Origin of the sequence: Arthrobacter sp. SDTb3-6 (assembly GCF_013376095.1) — a bacterium.
Lineage (GTDB): Bacteria > Actinomycetota > Actinomycetes > Actinomycetales > Micrococcaceae > Specibacter.
Genome location: NZ_JAAMFN010000004.1, coordinates 52,170 through 69,852, shown reverse-complemented (window position 1 = coordinate 69,852; position 17,683 = coordinate 52,170). Strand labels below are relative to the sequence as shown.

Annotated in this window: 14 protein-coding genes and 1 pseudogene; 4 read left to right on the top strand and 11 right to left on the bottom strand. The window is 68.9% G+C overall.

Annotated features, from left to right (window positions below; genetic code table 11):
* Nucleotides 1-76: 76 nt before the first annotated feature.
* On the top strand, nt 77-1,621 hold the full coding sequence (locus G6035_RS02930) for a carboxylesterase/lipase family protein (protein ID WP_176615578.1): 1,545 nt from the start codon (nt 77-79) through the stop codon (nt 1,619-1,621).
* A gap of 41 nt (nt 1,622-1,662) precedes the next feature.
* On the opposite strand, the gene G6035_RS02925 is transcribed toward G6035_RS02930, so the two are convergent.
* The 3 genes from G6035_RS02925 to ligA all read right to left on the bottom strand — a co-directional run bounded on the left by G6035_RS02925 (nt 1,663) and on the right by ligA (nt 5,261).
* Nucleotides 1,663-2,094, bottom strand: coding sequence for a VOC family protein (locus G6035_RS02925; RefSeq protein ID WP_176615577.1), 432 nt, complete (start codon nt 2,092-2,094; stop codon nt 1,663-1,665).
* A 90-nt stretch (nt 2,095-2,184) separates the two neighbouring features.
* A complete protein-coding gene (locus G6035_RS02920; RefSeq protein ID WP_176615576.1) occupies nt 2,185-3,024 on the bottom strand; it encodes an inositol monophosphatase family protein in 840 nt (279 codons plus the stop codon).
* A complete protein-coding gene (ligA, locus tag G6035_RS02915) occupies nt 3,021-5,261 on the bottom strand; it encodes an NAD-dependent DNA ligase LigA (RefSeq protein WP_371130824.1) in 2,241 nt (746 codons plus the stop codon). Before ligA ends, G6035_RS02920 begins: the two co-directional genes overlap by 4 nt.
* Before the next feature lie 292 nt (nt 5,262-5,553).
* Here ligA and G6035_RS02910 point away from each other — a divergent pair, with 292 nt between their 5' ends.
* Entirely contained in the window at nt 5,554-5,754 is a 201-nt protein-coding gene (locus G6035_RS02910) for a hypothetical protein (protein WP_176615575.1), read from the top strand.
* A gap of 108 nt (nt 5,755-5,862) precedes the next feature.
* On the opposite strand, the gene G6035_RS20465 is transcribed toward G6035_RS02910, so the two are convergent.
* Both G6035_RS20465 and G6035_RS02905 read right to left on the bottom strand, forming a co-directional pair.
* Nucleotides 5,863-5,991, bottom strand: a complete 129-nt coding sequence (locus tag G6035_RS20465; RefSeq protein WP_371130812.1) for a hypothetical protein — start codon at nt 5,989-5,991, stop codon at nt 5,863-5,865.
* 16 nt (nt 5,992-6,007) lie between these two features.
* Nucleotides 6,008-6,169 carry a hypothetical protein gene (locus G6035_RS02905; RefSeq protein ID WP_176615574.1) on the bottom strand — a complete coding sequence of 54 codons (162 nt, stop codon included), beginning with the start codon at nt 6,167-6,169 and terminating at the stop codon, nt 6,008-6,010.
* Nucleotides 6,170-6,459: 290 nt separating this feature from the next.
* On the opposite strand from G6035_RS02905, the pseudogene G6035_RS02900 reads away from it, so the two are divergent.
* Nucleotides 6,460-6,735: pseudogene (locus tag G6035_RS02900) on the top strand (recombinase family protein); the annotation flags it as partial.
* 78 nt (nt 6,736-6,813) lie between these two features.
* On the opposite strand, the gene G6035_RS19900 reads toward G6035_RS02900, so the two are convergent.
* The 3 genes from G6035_RS19900 to helR all read right to left on the bottom strand — a co-directional run bounded on the left by G6035_RS19900 (nt 6,814) and on the right by helR (nt 11,186).
* Nucleotides 6,814-6,945 carry a hypothetical protein gene (locus G6035_RS19900; RefSeq protein WP_256127695.1) on the bottom strand — a complete coding sequence of 44 codons (132 nt, stop codon included), beginning with the start codon at nt 6,943-6,945 and terminating at the stop codon, nt 6,814-6,816.
* Between the two features lie 1,048 nt (nt 6,946-7,993).
* Nucleotides 7,994-8,947, bottom strand: coding sequence for a DMT family transporter (locus G6035_RS02895; RefSeq protein ID WP_176615573.1), 954 nt, complete (start codon nt 8,945-8,947; stop codon nt 7,994-7,996).
* A gap of 73 nt (nt 8,948-9,020) precedes the next feature.
* Nucleotides 9,021-11,186, bottom strand: a complete 2,166-nt coding sequence (helR, locus tag G6035_RS02890; RefSeq protein ID WP_176615572.1) for an RNA polymerase recycling motor ATPase HelR — start codon at nt 11,184-11,186, stop codon at nt 9,021-9,023.
* Between the two features lie 154 nt (nt 11,187-11,340).
* Here helR and G6035_RS02885 point away from each other — a divergent pair, with 154 nt between their 5' ends.
* Complete coding sequence (locus G6035_RS02885) at nt 11,341-12,024, top strand: maleylpyruvate isomerase family mycothiol-dependent enzyme (protein WP_371130811.1); 684 nt, start codon at nt 11,341-11,343, stop codon at nt 12,022-12,024.
* A gap of 89 nt (nt 12,025-12,113) precedes the next feature.
* On the opposite strand, the gene G6035_RS02880 is transcribed toward G6035_RS02885, so the two are convergent.
* The 3 genes from G6035_RS02880 to G6035_RS02870 form a co-directional block, all read right to left on the bottom strand.
* Nucleotides 12,114-12,383 carry a WXG100 family type VII secretion target gene (locus tag G6035_RS02880; protein WP_176615571.1) on the bottom strand — a complete coding sequence of 90 codons (270 nt, stop codon included), beginning with the start codon at nt 12,381-12,383 and terminating at the stop codon, nt 12,114-12,116.
* A gap of 162 nt (nt 12,384-12,545) precedes the next feature.
* Nucleotides 12,546-16,982 carry an FtsK/SpoIIIE domain-containing protein gene (locus tag G6035_RS02875; RefSeq protein WP_176615570.1) on the bottom strand — a complete coding sequence of 1,479 codons (4,437 nt, stop codon included), beginning with the start codon at nt 16,980-16,982 and terminating at the stop codon, nt 12,546-12,548.
* Nucleotides 16,979-17,683: a hypothetical protein gene (locus G6035_RS02870; RefSeq protein ID WP_176615569.1), complete on the bottom strand. Its 705-nt coding sequence runs from the start codon at nt 17,681-17,683 to the stop codon at nt 16,979-16,981. The genes G6035_RS02875 and G6035_RS02870 overlap by 4 nt, the downstream gene beginning before the upstream one ends.

Below are 17,683 nucleotides of genomic sequence, written 5' to 3'. Positions count from 1 at the left end.
TCCCGCGCCGGGCCCGGGCACGGGGCGCGGGCGCCGGGCGCGGGCACGGGGCGTCCACGTTCCGTAGCATGGAGGCATGGCCGCCCAGCATGCACTGATTGACCCCAGCACGCCGCCCGTTGCGAACACCACCGCCGGGTTGGTGCGCGGCGTGTGGCGGCCCTGCCCGGAAACAGCGCACGGGCAGGGCGCGTTCAGCCAGTCCGCGGCGTTCCTGGGCATCCCCTTCGCCAAAGCCCCCGTGGGCAGCCTGCGCTTCGCCGCACCGGTGCCGCACGCCCCCTGGGACCGGGTGCGCGACGCCGTCGAACACGGTCCCACGCCGCAGCGCCCGGGGCCGCCGGAACCCACGCTCATCCCGGAACCGTCCGTTCCGGGGGAATCCACGCTGAACCTGGACGTCTTCACCCCCGCGCCGGGCGTGGCCGCGGCCCTGCCGGTCATGGTGTACCTCCACGGCGGCGGCTTCACGGCCGGCTCCCCCGCCAGCCCCTGGTATGACGGCGCCGCGTTCAACCGCGACGGCGTGGTCACCGTCAATGTGTCCTACCGGCTCGGCTTCGACGGATTCGGCCTGGTGGAGGGCGCCCCGGACAACCGGGCCGTGCTGGACTGGCTGCTGGCCCTGGAATGGGTGCAGCACAACATCGCCTCCTTTGGCGGCGATCCGGGCCGGGTGACCCTCGCCGGGCAGTCGGCCGGCGGCGGCGCGGTCCTCACGCTCCTGGGCATGCCCAAGGCACAGCCGCTTTTCGCCCAGGCCTGTTGCCTGTCCGGGGCGCTCGGCGACGTGCCCCGGGACAAGGCGCAGGCGCTCGCCGGGCGGCTGGCCGAACTGGCCGGCGTTGAACCGACCCTGGAGGGGTTCGCCTCGGTGCCGGAGGAACGCCTCCTGGAACTCCAGCCCAAGGCCCTGGAAACCGGCGGCGGAAAGTTTTCCATGCTGCGGCGCGTGATCGACGGCGGCCTGTCGCTGGGCCCCATGGTCGACGGCGGCCTCATCACCGCGCCCGCGCCCGACTCCCTGCGTGCAGGCACGGGGGCGGACAAGCCACTGCTGCTGGGCACCGCCGACGACGAATTTGCCATGGCCGTGGCGGGCATGCAGTCCAAGCTGCGCTTTGTCCCGTCCCGGCTGCTGCTGGGCCAGGCCGGACTGGCCCGGGGACGGCGCAGCGACTACCTGTCCGCCAACACGGACGTGGCCCGGCTCGGTTCCACCGCAGTGCTCGGCCGGTACATCAGCGACGCAGTCTTCCGCAGCACCGCGCTGGCGGTCGCGGAGGCACGGACCGGGGCCGGTTCAGGGGAGACCGTTGCCCCGGCCCGGACCTGGCTGTACCGCTTTTCGTGGCGCTCGCCGGCGTTCGGGCGGGCGGTGCACTGCCTGGACGTACCGTTCTTCTTCGACTGCCTCGACGCGGAGCGGATCGATGCCCTGGCCGGCAGGACTCCCCCGCAGGCCTTGGCCGACGAGGCCCATGCGGCCGCCGTGTCCTTCGTGATCTCCGGCGATCCCGGCTGGGCCGCATACGACGCCGGGCGCCGGACCAAGGTGTTTGACACGCCCTCGTCGGTGGTCGAGGACGGGTACGCATCCGTCCGGCCGTTGCTCGGGTAATTCCCGCCGCTCCCCACCGGGCGGCCGTGGCCAGGCGCCGCTCAGGCCCCCTCCCCCGGGTCCTTGATGTTGCACACCAGCTGCCACACGTATCCGTCCGGATCCGTGACGGTGCCGATGTATTGCTTGCGCCCACTGGCGTGGTCCATCACGCGGGGTTCCGACGCCGTCCCGCCTGCCGCCTGGGCCGTCTTCAGCAGCCGGTCAACCTCTTCCGTGGACCGGATGGCGCAGCTGAGGACGCCGTCGCTGCGCCCACCTGCTGTTGCGGACACGCCGGCCCGGGCGGTAAGCCCGGTGTTGCGGGCAAAGTCGTCCGGCCCGGCCAGGAACAAGGTCAGCCCCGGCAGTTCGAGGCACGCAATGCCGAACATGAGCTTGGCCTCCTTCATGCCCAGGCCGTTGCGATAAAACGCCAGCGAGCGCCCGGCATCGGCCACCGCGCGCGAGAGCACCACCCCGTCGGTTTCCATCCCGTTCATCCTTTCTGCAGTTGGTTCAGTCTGTGGGTCCGGTGATTGAGCCTGCCGAATTCCTGGTCTCGACAGGCCCGGCCGCCGGGGTCAGTCCCCCGGCGCGAAGTTCCCTTCCAGCCCCGGCACGCAGGCGCCGGTCCACACAGAGAGCACTTCCTCCCGCGGCGGCAGGCCGTTGATGGCCGGGCTCAGCCGGGGGCGCCGCACCCACGCCCCGGCCTCCTCGGCAATCAAGGCGCCCGCGGCAAAGTCATGCTCGAACAGGCCGTACTCGAGGTACGCGTCCACGCCGCCGTCGGCCACGGCACACAGTTCAAGGGACGCGGCGCCCAGCCGGCGGAAGTCGCCGAACTTGTCCAGGCGCCCGTCCAGTTCGGACACCAGGCGGCGCCGGACGGCCGGGTCGTAGCTCAGTGACATGGAGAACAGGGTGCCGCCGCGGGCCTCCACCGGCCCGCGCAGCCGGCGCACGCCCTGCACACCGTCGGCCCGTGTCTCATCCAGCCAGGCCCCAGCCCCGCGGGAGGCGAAATAGATGCGCCGCAGGGCCGGTGCGTCGACCACCCCGGCCAGCCATTCGCCGTCGGGCCCCATTACGGCCACCGAGGTGCCGTAATAGGCGATGTTCCGGATGAAGTTCATGGTGCCGTCCAGCGGGTCGATGCTCCACCGGTAGCCGGAAGGTTCCGCGGGCAGGGCCGGGGCCAGCTCCTCGCCTGTGATGACGTCGTGCGGGCGGGCGTCGGTGATGACGGCACGTACGGCGCGCTCGGCGGCGACGTCGAAGGCGGTCACCCAGTCGGCGTCGGAGGACTTCTCCTCGGCCCGGAACCCGGCGGGGTCCCGCGCGGCCAGCACGGCAGCCCCGGCGGCGGCGGCCCGCAGCGCCACCTCCAGCAGCTCATCCACGGTCACCGTCTGGCTCATGCGTCCTCCCCCGTCCCGCTATGGTCAGTCCCAACAAGTTCAGCGTCCGGTCCGCCGGGTCCTTCGGCGAGCAGTTGCACAAAGCCGTCCTCATCCAGCACCGTCAGGCCCAGCGATTCGGCCTTGTCCAGCTTGGTGCCGGCGTTCTCCCCCGCCACCACGTAGGAGGTGTTTTTCGACACCGAGCCGGAGGCCTTGCCGCCGCGGGTGATGATGGCTTCCTTGGCCTCGTCCCGGCTGAAGTTGGGCAGCGTCCCGGTCACCACAATGGTCAGTCCCTCGAGGGTGCGCGGTGTGGATGCGTCCACCTCGTCCACCATCCGCACCCCGGAATCGGCCCACTTACGCAGGATCTCCAGGTGCCAGCCCACCCCGAACCATTCGATGAGCGCCTCGGCGATGATGGGGCCGACGCCGTCCACGTTGGCCAGCGCCTCTTCCGGCGCAGCGCGGATGGCGTCCATGGAACCAAACGCCGTGGCCAGTGCGCGCGATGCCGTGGGCCCCACGTGCCGGATGGACAGGGCCACGAGCACGCGCCACAGCGGCTGCGATTTGGCCTTTTCCAGTTCCTCGAACAGCTTCTCGGTGGTCTTGGTGGGCACCGAGGGCTTCTTGGCCGTGGCCTTCGTGTAAAAGTACGGGACCTGCGCGAAGCGGCCCGTGCCTTCGCCCTTGGAGCGTATTTCCCGCCACACCATGACGCCGGACAGGTCCAGGCCGGCAATGTTGAAGACGTCCGCCTCGCTGGTCAGCGGCCCGGGGCCGGCCGGCAGGATGGTGCCGCCGTTCTCCGCCGGGTCGGGCCCGGGGCCGGTTGTCAGGGCGGCGGCGGCCTCATAGCCCAGCGCCTCAATGTCGAAGCCGCCGCGGCCGGCCAGGTGGGCCACGCGCTCGGTCAGCTGGATGGGGCAGGACTGTGCGTTGGGGCAGCGGATGTCAACGTCGCCCTCCTTGGCGGGGGCCAGCTCGGTGCCGCACGACGGGCAGTGTGTGGGCATCACGAATTCGCGCTCGGCGCCCGTGCGCAGGGCCACCACGGGGCCGACGATCTCCGGGATGACGTCCCCGGCCTTGCGGAGCACCACCGTGTCGCCGATCAGCACGCCCTTGGCCTTGACCACGTCCTGGTTGTGCAGCGTGGCGCGTTCCACGGTGGAACCGGCCACCTTGACCGGTTCCATGATGCCGAAGGGGGTCACCCGGCCGGTGCGGCCCACCTGCACCTGGATGTCCAGCAGCTTGGTGTGGACTTCCTCCGGCGGGTACTTGTACGCCACGGACCAGCGCGGCACCCGGGAGGTGTTGCCCAGGGCCCGCTGGGTGGCAAAGTCGTCCACCTTGACCACAATGCCGTCAATTTCGTGGATGAGGTCGTGCCGGTGCTCTCCGTAATAGGCGATGAATTCCAGCACCTCCTCCAGCGTGTCCAGGACCTTGAAGTAGGGGCTGGTGGGCATGCCCCATTCCTTGAGCTGCGCATACGTTTCGGACTGGCTGGTGGTTTCCAGGCCTTCCCGGGCTCCGATGCCGTGCACAAACATGCTCAGCGGCCGCTTGGCGGTTTCCGCCGGGTCCTTCTGCCGCAGCGAGCCTGCCGCCGAGTTGCGGGGGTTGGCAAACGGGGCCTTGCCGGCGGCCACCATTTTCTCGTTCAGTGCCGCAAAGTCCTTGGAGGCAATGAACACCTCGCCGCGGATCTCCACCTCGGCCGGGAACCCGGTGCCGTGCAGTTTCTGCGGGATGTCCTTGATGGTGGCCACGTTGTGGGTGATGTCCTCACCTGTGGTGCCGTCGCCGCGTGTCGCGGCCCGCACCAGCACGCCGTCGCGGTAGAGCAGGTTCACGGCCAGGCCGTCGATCTTCAGCTCGGTGAGCCACTTGGGCGCCGTCCCGTGCTGCTTTTCCACCGACGCCTCGGCCTTGCGCAGCCACGCTTCGAGTTCGGCGAGGGAGAAGACGTCCTCCAGCGAGTACATGCGGGCCAGATGGTCGACGGCGGCAAACGCCACCGAGACGTCCCCGCCAACCACTTGGGTCGGGGAGTCGTTGGTGACCAGTTCGGGGTTGAGCGCCTCGAGCTCCTCCAGTTCACTGTAAAGGGTGTCGAATTCGGCATCCGAGACCAGGGGCGCGTCCTCGTTGTAATAGGCGGCCCGGTACTTTTGGACCAGCTCCACAAGCTCGGCATGGCGTTCCCGCGCCTGCACGGACGGGGTCTTTGCGGGCTCAATCACGCCTGCGGGGCCATCGGGCACGTCAGTGCTGGTCACGTCGGTGGCGGGGTTTTCAGGAAGGCTGGTCACGGTTCCATCTTGCCGTAAAACGTGCCCCGGCGCTCCCAGCCGCTTCCGGCGATTTTTCCCGCCAAGGCTGCCGTTGACCGCCGTCAATTGTTACGTCCCGGGACCATCCGGCACTGTGGAGTCCATCACAGCGCTGCCTGCCTGGGGCGTGCCGTCCCGTAACGTGGAGGGTGCTGCCACAACGACGAGGCCGCAGGAAGACAATCAAAGGAAGCAACGGCGCATGAGCTTTGAATCGCACTCCATGACCCTCAAGATCTGGGACCACTCCACGATCGAGCACACACTTGAATCGGCCATCAGCCACGTTTCCTCCCGGGCGAACGCCCCGAGGGAGCACGTCCGGGTAACGCTGAGCGGCCCGAACCAGTTCACCGTCAGCGCGTCCGACGACGCCCACTCGCACACCGGCTGGAGCCTGTAACCGCAAAAACCACGGACACCGCCGGACGGACCTGGCACCGGCGTCGTTGAGGCGGATGTACGGCCCGGCCGGTTCGGCCGGGAACCCATCCGTCCCTGCGGTGATGGCCTAGGCGTCGTCGCAGTCACGCGTCAGCCGGTCGAGGCAGATGCCGTCCGGCCGGCGCAGGTAAGTCTGCCGGCCCTGCCGGGTGACCGCGTCCAGGGCAGCCGCCTGCGGGAGCCCGCTGGCGTACATGGTCCCTGCGCCGCTGTCAGCGTGGATGCGTTCCCGGCCGCTGCACAGAAACCAAGTTTGATTCCTGTGCCTTTAATGGCTGGAGATGCTTTCCGCGAAGCTTGCCCTTTGCCGTGTCGACGGCCAGGCCTTCTCGGGTTCGATCCCGGATCAGCCCCGCCGTAAATTCTGCAGTCATGGGAAGAACATTGAAGAGCAGACTGCGCACGGGATCGGTGGGGGCGTGGGCAAGGGCCACCGATGGTGGGATTGGCCTCGCGGCGGACGAGCTCGTCGGCAATTCCCTCTGCATCGCGCAACGACCGGGCCAGGCAGCCAGGCTTGGTCATGACCAGGATGCCCCGGCCCGGCGGGCCGCCGGCGCTTGCCCACGTCCGGGCCGCGCCCTGTCCGCACTGGCGGCGAGATCATGGCCGGTCAAAGTCATCCCCGGCGACACCGCGGGGGCTAAACGCCACACCCAAAACCATGGCTGGATTCCTCTTCAATGGTCTTGCCGTGGTTGCAGAATTTGAGGCGGACATGATCCGGGCACGAACCCGCGAAGGCATGGCTGTCGCCACTGCAAAGGGCAAATCGAACGGAAAGCAGCCCAAGCTCTCGAAGGCATAGGAAGCACACTTGGTTTCTGTGCACCCGGCGGGAACATACACGACAGGTGAAATTGCCGAACTTTTTCTTTCCAGCCGTTCAACCCCCTACCATGCCATTAAACGCGCCGGCGAGGCGCCCAGACCCCAGTAGTGTCAGCAGCCCTGGTGGCGGTCTAGTTGTTTGTGCCTGGGTGTCCTTGCCCTGTTCGGGGGCGGTGGCCTGTCGAGGCTAGGCGTTGGCGGCGCCAATGAGCCGTTTCGGGACACCTGTGCCAACCGCGAGCACGATTTCCTGTTCCACCGTCCGGCCGGTGCGGGCCGCGACGGCGCGTATGCGCGCCAACTGCTCGCTTTCCGCCACATCCAAATACTAAACCCGAACCTGAAGCAACAACTGGTTCCCCGCCCGATTACGATCGGAAACATGGCCGATGACCGGTTGGACCCCCGGACTTGGCTGCGGCAGATGGGGGTTGCTCCTTTTAACGGACAGATCCGCTGCCCACGGGACGGGTTCCTTTCCCGGCGAGGAGTGGTGAACCCGCGTTGAGGGGTCGATGGCGTTGCGGCCGGTGAGCCTCCTTAACACACGATTGTCGTCCCGGTCCCCGTTGGGATAGTAGTTGCTGTTCCTGGACTCGAGCACCATCAATCGCACGGCGTCCCTCATGCGCGACTGGTTGCATCCGGAGCAACGATGCTCCGTCCGGCTTGGGCCTCTGAGCATGAATTTCCCCGACCGCCCGGTCCACGTCGTCCGGCGTCGGGCCGCCCCACAATCGGGGAGCGGACAGTGCCGCCCCGCTGCGGAAAGGGACCAGCAGCGGTGATGCACCAAAACGAATCCACCCCCGAATCCGGGAATCTTTCCGGAACCGAAAGCGGATGGGTGGATTACAGCCAGGCCGGTCAACCGGCTGTGCCGCAAATGACTGGCGGGACCCCGTGCGTCCACGGGGTCCCGCCAGTCAAGCAAGCCGCTGTAGAACCTTGCTCTGAAGTCCGGTTCGGACAAAACGTCAGCGTTTTGCCGGTTCCGCAGGGAACGCGGCTCATGTCAGTACTGCTGGCGGCCCAGCTGGCCGCTCAAGGCGTCGCGGCCCTGGTTGATCTGGTCCTGGAACTGCCCTCCGGTCAAGTTGTTGGCGTCTTCGCTGGCCTAGTTCAGAGCGTCGTTCTCCATGTTCTGGCCCTCACTGCTGTTCAAGAAATCCTTCGCCATGTCTCCGATTCCCATAGCTTTTCTCCGCACGTAGTTTGGCCCGGCTCGTCACCGAAGCCCGCTCTCCAGCCTTGCCCACCCTGGTCAAATCAGTAATGTCCCTTTGACAAATTCACGGGGGAACGCACATGTTCAACCTGCTTCGTCCCCTGCCCGTCATCAGGCACCCGGTCCACAGGACGGCTGCTCAATCGTGCTGTGTCCGGTCCCGTGGTGGCAGGTCCACCACCCGGCTGTCACCGGGGGTCCGCTGACGGGGACGCGGCCGCGGCCTGATCTCGCTCACCAGGACGCTGGCCACAATGAGGACCGCACCCGCAATGGCGACGCCCGGAAGCCTGTCCCCCGCGATGCGCCCGAAGATTCCGGCCCACACGGGCTCGCCGGTGTAGATGATGGTGGCACGGGTGGGCGTGACGAACTTTTGGGCCCAGTTCATCGTCGCCTGGATGACGCAGCTTGCCGCCCCCAGTCCGGCCGCCGTGGCAACCCACACCCACGAGAAGGCCGGGATGCCTTCCCGCACCACCGGAACGGCGATAAACCCCAGGACGCTGCACGTGAGCAGCTGCACCACCGTGACACGTCCCAGGTTGACCCGGCCGGCAAAGACGCTGATCAGGATGATCTCCCCGGCGATCGGGACCGTGCTCACCAAGGTGGCAATCTCGCCGGGGCCCACCCCAACACGCACTGCCGACGGTCCGGCCAGCAGCACCAGCCCGACGAAGGCCAGGGCCGCGCCGGCGAACATCATGGCACCGGGCCGCTTGCGGAAAACGGCCCATTGCAGAAACGGCACCATGGGCACATAGAGGGCGGTCAGGAATGCCGACGTGCTGCTGCTGACGGTCTGCAGGCCAAAGGTCTGCAGACCGTACCCTAAAAAGATCATCACGCCGATGGCAGCCCCGGCACCGGCATCCGCCCAGGTCATGCCGCGCAGGACCCGGCGGAACAGGACGCACGCCAGGAGCCCTGCCACCAGGAATCGCAGCCCCACAAAGAACATGGGCCCGCTGTGCCGCATGGCAATGTGCACGGCCAGGAACGTGCCTCCCCAGACCGTGGTGATGGCGATGAGGGCCAGTTCCTGCCGGCTCAGGGGGACGGACCGCAGCCGGCCCGGAAGGTGCATCATGCTGCACATCCTATGGCGCCGGCCCGCCCTCCCGTAAACGCGGAACCCGGCCCCGGACGACGGGCTGCCGGGGCTAGGCCGGCGCGGCCAGCACAACGAGCTGCTGCGTGGCCCGGCTCATCGCCACGTACCGGTCCACGGCGCCCTCGATCCCTGGTCCGAATGACACCGGGTCCACCAACACCACCAGGTCAAACTCAAGCCCCTTCACCAGCTCCGGCACCAGCCACCGCACGCGTGGCGACGCCGGAAGATGCCCTGCAGCCGGGGGCCGGGCGCCCACGACGCAGGCCGTCCCGTCGTCGTGCGCGGCCAGCCAGGCATCGAGGACGGGGCCAAGCTCTGCCGTCGAACCATGGAGCACGGGGAGGCCGCTGCGCCGGATGGATTCGGGCACGTTGGCCTCCGGCAGCACGGCACGGATGACCGGCCCGGCCTCCGCCATGACCTCCTCCGGCGTGCGGTAGTTGATGGACAGGGACGCCAACGCCGCCCTCTCCAGGCCAATCCGCCCGAGCCGCGCGGCCCACGGCTCCCCAAACCCGTGCCTGGCCTGCGCGCGGTCCCCCACGATCGTGAAGCTTCCCGATGGGCAGCGCTGCAGCAGCATCTGCCATTGCGCGTCGGTCAGCTCCTGGGCCTCGTCAACCATCACGTGCGCAAACGGACCCGCCAGCACGTCCGGGTCGGCAGCCGGCGCGTCCTCCACGCCGTCGAGCTTCTCCGCCATGTCCTGTCCGCGAAGCATCTTCGTCACCTGAAGCTCGGAGTCGTCCGCCGCCACCAGGTCATCGACCACCCGGTCCATGACGTCCCGCCCGGCACGCACGACGGCGTCCTGCCGCTGCTTCCGCCGCGCTTCCTCCGGGTCGCCGAGGCGCTCCCGGGCCGCATCCAGCAGCGGCAGGTCGGACACCGTCCAGGCCTCCGGCACCGGGCGCTGCAGCCGGTCCACCTCCCCGGGCAGGAGCCAGGGGGCGCACAGGCGCAGGTAGGCAGGCACCCGCCAGAGGTCGCCCACCAGGTCGGCGTAGTCCAGCAACGGCCACGCCCTGCTGAACGTTTCGACCAGTTCCCGGTTCCGTGCCAGGGCGCGGCGCAGCAGCCCGGCCGGGACGTCACCGCCGCGGCACTTGTCCGCCAGAATGCTGAGCAGTTCCTCCCACACCTCCCCGCGGGCCTCATTGTGCGGCGTGCCGGGGACCGGTGCGTCGAATGCCTGGGCCCAATCGGCGGCGTCCAGCCAGAGCCCGCCATAGGGGGTGTCCACGGCCATTCCCTTGGTGGGTGCCCGCTCGTAGAACGCGACGGCGGGCCCGATCGCCTTGACCATGGCCGCGGTTGACTTCAGCCGGGCCACGTCCGGATCCGCTTCCACGCCTGCGGCCGCACCTTCCGGGACCAGGTCACGCAGCGTGCACGTCTGCACGCCTTCCTCCCCCAGGCTGGGCAGCACGTCCGCCACATAGTGCAGGAACGGCTGGTGCGGGCCCACGAACAGCACGCCGCCCCGGTGGTGGCCGATGCGCGGATCGGAGTAGATGAGGTACGCGGCGCGGTGCAGGGCAACGACGGTCTTGCCGGTTCCCGGGCCGCCGTCGACCACCAGGGCGCCGCGGGCGGGAGCACGGATGATGGCGTCCTGGTCGGCGGCAATGGTGGCCAGCACGTCGCGCATCCGGGCGGTGCGGCTGCTGCCGAGGCTGGCGATGAAGGCGGAGAGGTCCTCGAGGGCGGCCGTGCCCGGAACGCCGTCGACGGCGAACACCTCGTCCCAGTAGTCGATGATGCGCCCTTGCATCCAACGGTAGCGGCGCCGGGCGGCCAGCCCCATCGGGTTGGCGTGGGTGGCCCCGAAGAACGGTTCGGCCGCGGGTGAACGCCAGTCGATGAGCAGCCGCCGCCCGCCGCTGCCCGTCAGGCCAAGGCGGCCGATGTACACGGGTTCCGCTCCCCCACCAGCGTCGATGCGGCCCAGGCACAGGTCCAGGCCAAAGCTGCCCAAGGTGCGCAGGCGGGCGGCCAGGCGGCGCACCTCAACATCCCGCTCCACGGCCTCCTGGCCCAGGCGGACCGGCGCCCGCCGCGCAGCGTCGAGCTGGCGGCCCAGCCCTTGGAGGGTGAGCTGGAGCGTTTCGGCGATGGCCGCGAGATGTTGCTCGTCGGCAGCAATCAGGGCCGGATCCGCCTTGGCCGCGAGGGTGCCGGGAAGGTTGAATGCGCTGGTGTCAGGGGGCACGGCGTCGGCTCCTTCCTGCCGGGTCGAAGGCGCGGATCGAGGGACCGGCGGGCGGCCGGGTTCCGCGCATGCCGGCGCCGGCTACCCATTATGCGGCCCGCCCGGGGCCTTGCGGCAAGGCCCCCTGCACGCGGTAGATTTAAAGAAAGGGAAGGTGGTTCCCCCTCCCTTTTCACCCGGCACCGGAGGCCCCGTGTTCCAAAACCGCCCACGCAGCCTCCTTTGGGAGGCCGCCCACGCCGAGCGCGCCGCCCTGGCCGACGACCTTGCCCTGCTCGACGGCGGCCAGTGGGCCCGGCAATCCCTGTGCGGGCGGTGGACGGTCCAGGACGTCACGGCGCATCTCACCGCGGCCGCAAGCCTCGGCCCCGCGCGCTGGTTCTCCAGCGTCATCGGCGCCAGGTTCGACTTCGACCTGCACAATGACCGGCGCATGGCTGAGCACCGCGGGGCCACGCCCGCCGAGACGCTGGCGCAGTTCCGCACCATCATCAACAGCTCCGCCTCCGCCCCGGGCCCCACCGAGGCCTGGCTGGGCGAGGTGGTGGTGCACAGCGAGGACATCCGCCGCCCGCTGGGGATTCTGCGCGACGTACCGCTGGACACGGTCACCGCCGTGGCCGGCTTTTATGCGCGGCGGAACCTCGCCGTGCCCAGCCGGACCATGGTTGAAGGGCTCCGCCTCGAGGCCGTCGACGGACCCTTTGCGGCAGGCACCGGCCCGCTCGTGACAGGAACCACCCTCGCCTTGACGATGGCCATGGCCGGGCGCGCAGCCTACCTGGCAGAGCTCACCGGGCCCGGCGTCGAGACACTGCGTTCCCGCTTCGTGCCCTGAGACGGTTTTCGTGCCGGCCTCCCCCCGTGCGGCCGGGCAGGCATCAGGCCCGGTGCGGGATGCACCGGGCCTGCACACCACCGCTCGTATCAGTGTGCGGAGGTCTGGATCTGCTGCTGGCGCTGCTTGTTCACATTCTGCTGCACTTCCTGCAGGCTGTGGGCCACCTTGGTCAGCTGCGTCTTGTACGTCGGCCAGTCCGTGTGCTTGAACCGGTCAGCATCCGGACCCTGCCACTGCACGGAATTCGCCTTGCCATCCAGCGAACTGGTCAGCTGCTGGATCTGGTCCACCGCATGCCCCAGCTTGCCCGCCAGGTCCGCCATGTCCTCCGGGTTGTTACCAATCAAACCAGCCACAATGCACATCCTTTGTTGGAATTATTTGTCCCGGACGGCTTGTCCATCCGATTGACTAACTCAAAGCTAACAAGCCGCGGCGGCCGGGGTCGATGGGGACCGGTCCCCATTTGTTGGCGTCTCGACAAGCTCGACCAGCGGGGGTCCCGACCGGCGCCAGGGCTACCGCTCGTGGTCCATGGTGGTGGCCACCTGGAGCTTGAACGCCTTGCCCCGGCCCACAACGTACCCCCGGCCGGGGATGAACTTGTTGTTGGTCAGTCGCCCCAGCGGCGTGTTCATGAGGGTGTCTCCCTCCAGGTCCCCCGGGTTCATGAGCAGGCCGCGCCGGCCGGCCTTGAACAGGCCGGAGAAGTTCCAGGCCCCGGACCAGGTGGAGGATTCCGCCTCGCCCACGACAAAGTGGTTGAGCTTGATGGCTGCCTTGATGAGGTTGACCAGGTCCATTTCCAGCATGGAGTCGGCAAATTCGGTGACGCCCTCAAGGAACAGCGCCACCGGCTGCGTCTCGGACTCCACCAGCTCGATCAGCCGTGCCAGCTCCGGCTCCACCCCGTTGTTGGTGGTGAATGCCTCGTCCCAGACCGGCATGCCGGCCACCGCCGACTTCCGTGAGCCGAGGTAGACGCGCCGGGTGCCCGGCGTCGAACGCTTCAGGGCCTCGGCCAGGGTGACCAGGGCCGTGGTGCGTCCGGAGCCGGGCGGGCCGGTGAGCATGAGCGCGCCGTTGGCGGCCAGGCCGGCGGGTTCGAGGTTGTAGTCGTCCATCCCGATGATGGCGTGGCCCGGGGCGGCGGCGGGGAGCACGTTCAGGTCCAGGGTCTCCGGCAGCGACTCGACCCGCGGCGCGTCCGGCACTCCCTGGCGGCGCATGGCCTCGGCCAGCTTTTCCACCTGGCGCGACTGCAGGGCCAGGTTGGCGTTGCCGCCGAAGATGGCCAGCTGCACCTCGCCCTCGTCCATGAGTCCCCGGCCGGGCGGCGAAGCGGCCGAAAGCACGTCGCGGGGAAGCCCCAGGTTCACATAGTCGTCCATCGTGGCCATGCGCAGCACCAGCATGCGCTGCATGGAGGCTGCGAGCGACGCCGGCAGCGACTTGGTGCTGTCACCGGCGATGACAACGTGCACGCCCATGGGGCGGCCGTCCGTGGCGATCTGCTGCAGCGTTTCAAACTGCGTCATGCCCACGCGGTACTCGTAAATTTCCCGGAACGCCGCCAGTCCGTCCACCATGACGATGATGCGCGGCTCTTCCGGCCTGTTGGCCAGCCGCCGGTATTCGGCGATGGTGCCGGCCTTGACCGCGGCAAACGTCTCCGCCCTCTCCTCGATGACGCCGCGCACGTAGCGCAGGAGCCGGCCCACGCGCTCGTTGTCCTCGGCGTTGATGATGCCGCCCACGTGCGGGAGCATCTCCAGCATGGCCAGGCCGTTGGAGGCGGCGTCAATGCCGTACACCTGCACGGGGCCGCCGCGCGGGGTGATGGCGGCGGCGATGGCGATGGTGCGCAGCGCAGCGGACTTCCCCGAGCCGCTGGCGCCCAGGATGGCCATGTTGCCGTCCCTGTCCGGTTCAAAAAAAACGGTGGGCTGGGCCTGGTGTTCGGGGTCGTCCATGACGCCCAGCAGCAGTTTCGCGTCGGTGCGCGGGTTGGGCAGTTTTGAGAAGTCGTAGGTGTCCGGCAGTTCGCCCAGCCACGGTTTGCGCGGCGGCCTGACCCCGAGTTCGACGGCGGCCAGCGAGACGTTGGCGACCACGCGGGAGATGTCATTGGGCCCGGCGGACTCCTCGACGGGTGCCGCCACCGCTTCCTGTTCCCAGGCCGCGCCGGAGCCAAAGTCCATCTCCACAATGTCAATGCGCGGGCGCTGCGGGGTCCTGGTGGTCCAGCCGCCGGCATAGCCGGTCTGGAACCCCTGGATGCGGCCGGGCCCGGTCTTGGCTGCGCCGCGGCCCGGGATGGAGGGGCTGAAGTAGGCGGCCGTCGGCTCGCCCAGGATGTCCTGGGAGTCGTCGACGTCGGCCATGCGCAGGGCGATGCGCATGTTCGTGTTGGCGCGCAGGTTGTCCTTGATGACGCCCGAAGGCCGCTGGGTGGCCAGGATCAGGTGCAGTCCCAGCGAGCGCCCGCGCGCGGCCACGTCCACCACGCCGTCCACGAATTCCGGCACTTCCTTGGCCAGGGCGGCAAACTCGTCCACCACGATGACCAGCGACGGCGGCGCCTCCGGGTCCGCTTCCCGCTCCAGGGCAAGCAGGTCCTTGGCCTTCTTCCGGTTGAGCAGGTGCTCGCGGTAGTGCAGCTCGGCCCGCAGCGACGTCAGCGCACGGCGCACCAGGTGCGGGGACAGGTCCGTCACCAGGCCCACCGTGTGCGGCAGCTTCACACAATCGGCGAAGGCGGCACCGCCCTTGTAGTCGACGAACAGGAACGTGAGCCGGTCGGGGCTGTAGGCGGCTGCCATGCCAAGCACCCAGGCCTGCAGGAACTCGCTCTTGCCGGCCCCGGTGGTGCCGCCCACGAGTGCGTGCGGGCCTTCCGTCTTCAGGTCAAGGTACATTGGCTCCACGCCCTTGGACCCGACCAGGGCACGCAGGGAGCCCTGGAACTTGCGGTTCTTCACGGCCCGGGAGGACACCGAGTTGTTTTCCAGCCAGCGGTCGGCGATACCGGAGGTCCCCTCGATGAGGTCGTGCCCGGCGAGGGTCACATAGGAGACGGCGCGCGGCAGGTCGGAGTCGTCGTCGACCGGCTTGGCGGTGTCCACCACGGGTGCCAGCATGCGGGCCAGGGTGCCCGCAAGATCCGCGTCGACGCTTTCGCAGCTGACCGGGTAGCTCAGCCCGCCCAGCCGGACCTGCCCGGTGGTGGCGGTCTCCGCCACGTGCATGAAGTCGCGGCACGACGCCGGGAGTGCCTCGATGGAGGATGCGACCCAGAGCACGTGGACGCCGACGTCGGCACCGTGCTCGGCCAGCCTGTTCAGCCGGCCGCGGTCCGCCTTGACGTCGTCCTCGACCACGACCAGCAGTGCCGGGACGGCCGGCGGCGGCAGCTCACGCTTGTCCGCGTCCAGTCCCCCGCGGTGCGCGGCGGAGTTGGCGGCCAGGTTGGCCCCCCGCGTGACGATCAGGTCTTCCAGGGCGGCCAGCAGGACGCCGGCCGCGCCGGTGCCGGCCGCGAGGTGGTCGGCGGCCAGCGGGGAATGCACGGAGCCGGTGTGGGGCAGCCACTGCAGCCATTCCCAGCGTTCCTTGGACTCCATGGAGGTCATGGCGGCCACGGCCAGTTCGGCCGGCGAATGCAGGCCCACGGCCTGCAGCACCAGGGCGCGTGCCACGTCGTCCACCACGCCGCGCGGGCCGGCCACGCCCAGGGCACCGCTGAGGCGCAGCTGCGCCACCACGGGCACGGCGTCAATCTCGCTGAATTCGGTTTTCAGGTCATCGATCTCGGCCATGAATTCCGGCAGCGTGTTGTTTTCATTCGAAGTCCTGACCGGCGTGCGCGACGGCTGCCGGCCCACCCCCATGCGCAGCGACAGGAAGGCCTGGTGCTCGGGCCGGTGCGTCCACAGCAGCGGGCCGAGCTTGTAGATGGCATCCACCGTCTCGCTGGCGGACGGGCTTTCGGCGAGCCGGACGGCCCGCTCCACCTGTTGGCGGGCCGTCATCTGGCGCCGGAACTCGGTGACGGCGGCCCGGAAGTGCTCGATGCTTTCCTGCAGGTCCTTCTTCAGCTGGGATTTTTGGTCCATGTAGCTGCCCAGCATCATCAGCGGCATCATGGCCATGAACATGATGCTGAACAGGCTTTTGGTCACCGCAAACATGACGGCGCCCATGACGACGGGGGCCACCATCATCACGATGGGGAAGCGTTCCCGCTTGGGCCGCTGCGGCCCGCTCGGGACGCTCTGCTCCTCAATTTTGAAACGCGGCACCACGCGGGGTGAACGGTTGAATTCCACCAGCGGGCTGGTGGGCCCGGACTGGGCCCCCCGGCCCAGTCCCACCACGGAGATGGTGGTCTCGCCCAGCGTCACCTCGTCGGAGGAGCCCAGCACGGCGCGGGAGATGGCGGTCCCGTCCATCATGAGGCCGTTGGCGGAGCCGGTGTCCACAATTTCCACGGCCCCGGCCACCGTGATGCGGGCGTGGCGCTTGGACGTCATGGGGTCGCTGAGGCGGACGTCGGCGTTGAAATCGCGGCCCACGTAGCTGGTACCCAGGGGCAGCGCGAACTCCCTGCCCTGGTCCGGACCGGACAGCACGCGCAGGGTCGCGGCGGCCGGGCCCCGGTCATGCCCGGGCATCCGGAAGGTGTCGCTGACCTGGGTCAGGGACACGGTGGCGCCGGGGCGCAGGCCGGACTCGAGCAGGTTCGACTCCGGGGGCAGGGTGCGCCCGCGGACGCCGCCCACCACGGATTCCTCAACGGTGAGCGAGAGCTTGGGCGGCGCCTCCGCGCCCTTGCGGGAGGGGTCCGAGAGGTAGAGCTCGGTGGCAATGTCCCCCACCGTGGCCAGGCCGTCCACGGTGACGGAGAGGTTCTTGTCCGCCAGGGGCGTCCGGCGGAGGGTGAGCCGGATCTTCACTCATCGTCCTTTCCGCGCATGGCGTCCAGCAGCGGAAGATCGTCCGGGGTGACCAGGTGCGAGGTGACGGCGTGTTCAACGAGCCGGGAGCGGCGGTTGGTGGCCAGCTTGCCGCCGCCGCCGCGCAGTCCCACCACGCCCACGCGGTCCAGCTTGTCGCACACGTTGTCCAGCTTGCGGTTGAACCGGGTCAGGGCCCAGCCCAGCCGCCTTGCCGCTTCCGCGGAGGACGGGATGGAGCTGAAGCCGGTGCCGTCGCGGCGCAGCATGGGCTCGGCCAGCGCCACGATCAGGGCTTTTTGGGAGTCGGTGAAAACCACCGGGCCGATGGTGGTGGACCCCGCGGAGTCCTCCCCGCGGCTTTGCGCCATGAATGACGGCGACTTCAGGTGCACCGAGAATTCATAGGTGGTGGGCCCTGCCGTGAAAATGACGTTCGTGTGCGCAAACACCAGCGGGATGCGGGAGCCCGGCGCCATCCAGGCCTGCATGCCGCCGGCGGCGTCGGCAATGGTGGCCGAGAGCATGGTGCCGGCGTTGGTCAGCCACCAGATGCCGTCGTAGCGGCTGACTTCCAGGAACTTGCGGTGCAGGTACGGGTTGTCGTCAATTTCCAGGTCCCCCTCGCGCCCGATGCTAAAGACGGCGTCCGGCGACGGCTCGTACCACTCGCCACAAAAATCGATGGCCAATTCCCCCAT

Excerpts from the sequence above, each read along its gene's own strand:
- G6035_RS02930 (WP_176615578.1), top strand. The coding sequence starts at position 77 with ATGGCCGCCCAGCATGCACTGATTGACCCCAGCACGCCGCCCGTTGCG.
- G6035_RS02925 (WP_176615577.1), bottom strand. The coding sequence starts at position 2,094 with ATGGAAACCGACGGGGTGGTGCTCTCGCGCGCGGTGGCCGATGCCGGG.
- G6035_RS02920 (WP_176615576.1), bottom strand. The coding sequence starts at position 3,024 with ATGAGCCAGACGGTGACCGTGGATGAGCTGCTGGAGGTGGCGCTGCGG.
- G6035_RS02910 (WP_176615575.1), top strand. The coding sequence starts at position 5,554 with ATGAGCTTTGAATCGCACTCCATGACCCTCAAGATCTGGGACCACTCC.
- G6035_RS20465 (WP_371130812.1), bottom strand. The coding sequence starts at position 5,991 with ATGTACGCCAGCGGGCTCCCGCAGGCGGCTGCCCTGGACGCGGTCACC.
- G6035_RS02905 (WP_176615574.1), bottom strand. The coding sequence starts at position 6,169 with ATGACTGCAGAATTTACGGCGGGGCTGATCCGGGATCGAACCCGAGAA.
- G6035_RS02895 (WP_176615573.1), bottom strand. The coding sequence starts at position 8,947 with ATGATGCACCTTCCGGGCCGGCTGCGGTCCGTCCCCCTGAGCCGGCAG.
- G6035_RS02870 (WP_176615569.1), bottom strand. The coding sequence starts at position 17,683 with ATGGGGGAATTGGCCATCGATTTTTGTGGCGAGTGGTACGAGCCGTCG.